The sequence below is a fragment of the Sulfobacillus harzensis genome (assembly GCF_012933365.1).
Lineage (GTDB): Bacteria > Bacillota > Sulfobacillia > Sulfobacillales > Sulfobacillaceae > Sulfobacillus_B > Sulfobacillus_B harzensis.
The window spans coordinates 1-1,513 of the sequence record NZ_JABBVZ010000258.1; the positions used below are offsets into that span (position 1 = coordinate 1).

Sequence of the window (1,513 nt, forward strand, 5' to 3'; positions counted from 1 at the left end):
GGGGAGTATGATGAGGGTAACCCTCGACCGAGATCGCATTCACTCTGATGCTACGAGCTCGTAAAGGAGACGGATTCCGGCCATACCGAGCACTCAATACTGTTGCCATCGGCCGGCGGCTTCGCCCCCGGAGGATGAGCACGCAAGGGAGAATTCTTAGACGCTCCATGGCTGTCGGGGGATATTTAAACGGAGGTGTTCGACATGGACGGCCTATTTATCACGCATGGCGCGGGTCTGGACATTCACAAGAAGGTCATCGTGGCGACGGTGCTGACCCCCACGGTGACGGAGACGCGCACATTCGGCACCCTGACGGAAGACCTGTTGACGTTGGGCGACTGGTTGTTGGCGTGTGGGGTCACCCACGTGGCCATGGAAGCGACCGGGGTGTATTGGAAACCCGTCGTGAATTTGTTCGAGGCGCTCGACTTCGAGGCGGTCTGGGTGGTGAACCCCAGCCATATCAAAGGCATGCCGGGTCGGAAGACGGACGTTCAAGATTCTCAATGGATTGCCCATCTTTTACGTCTGGGAGTCCTCAAGGGCAGTTACATTCCGGCTCGACCGCAGCGCGAGCTGCGGGAGGTGGTGCGGTACCGTAAGAGTCTCATCCAGGCACGGGCCACCGAAGCGAACCGCATTCAAAAGGTGCTCGAAGGGTCGAACATCAAACTCGCCAGTGTCATTTCAGACGTGCTCGGGGTCTCGGGGCAACGCATTCTCGCCGCCCTCGCGGACGGCGAAACGGATCCCGTCACGCTCGCCCGCCTGGCGGATGAGCGGATTCGTGCGTCGGAGGAAACCCTCGCGGCCGCTTTACGGGGCCTCGTGGAGCGCCACCAACAGCTCATGCTCAAACTGCAGCTCGCACACATCGCGTTTCTGGACCGGCAAATTGTCACCCTCAACGCCGAAATCGGCCAGCGCCTCGCAAATTTTGACGACGTCCTCGCCCGGTTACAAACCATTCCCGGAGTCGGACGCCGTACCGCCGAAACTATTATCGCCGAAGTCGGGACGGACATGCAACGGTTTCCCTCCGCGCGTCAATTAGTGTCGTGGGCGGGGTTCAGCCCCGCTCAGAAAGAAAGTGCAGGCAAACGTCAGCCCGCGGGAACGCGCAAGGGGAGCAAAGCGTTGCGCGAAGCCCTCGTCGAGAGCGGGCAAGCCGCCGGCAAAACCCGCACCTATCTGGGGGCGGTCTACCGACGGCTTGCCGGACGCCGGGGGAAGAAGCGGGCTGCCGTGGCCGTGGGTCGTCACATTCTGACGGCAACCTACGCAATTCTCAAGACCCCCGGTACGGTGTATCAAGACTTGGGTGCCGATTATTTCGATCAGCGTGATCGACAGGCGATCGTGCGCCGAGAGACGCGTCGCCTGGAAGCGTTGGGCTATCGGGTCACGGTCGCAGAAGTGGCCGCGACCGCGAGCTGACCACCGCTACATGTGTTGTAGTTGCGTCAGTTCAGGCCCTAAATACGGTACAACAAATCTTTTTTCAAGGGAG

General features: G+C 60.4%; 1 protein-coding gene. It reads left to right on the plus strand.

What is annotated here, in order from left to right; all coding sequences use genetic code 11:
- Positions 1-204 precede the first annotated feature (204 nt).
- On the plus strand, positions 205-1,440 hold the full coding sequence (locus HIJ39_RS22875; protein ID WP_169103332.1) for an IS110 family RNA-guided transposase: 1,236 nt from the start codon (positions 205-207) through the stop codon (positions 1,438-1,440).
- Positions 1,441-1,513 lie beyond the last annotated feature (73 nt).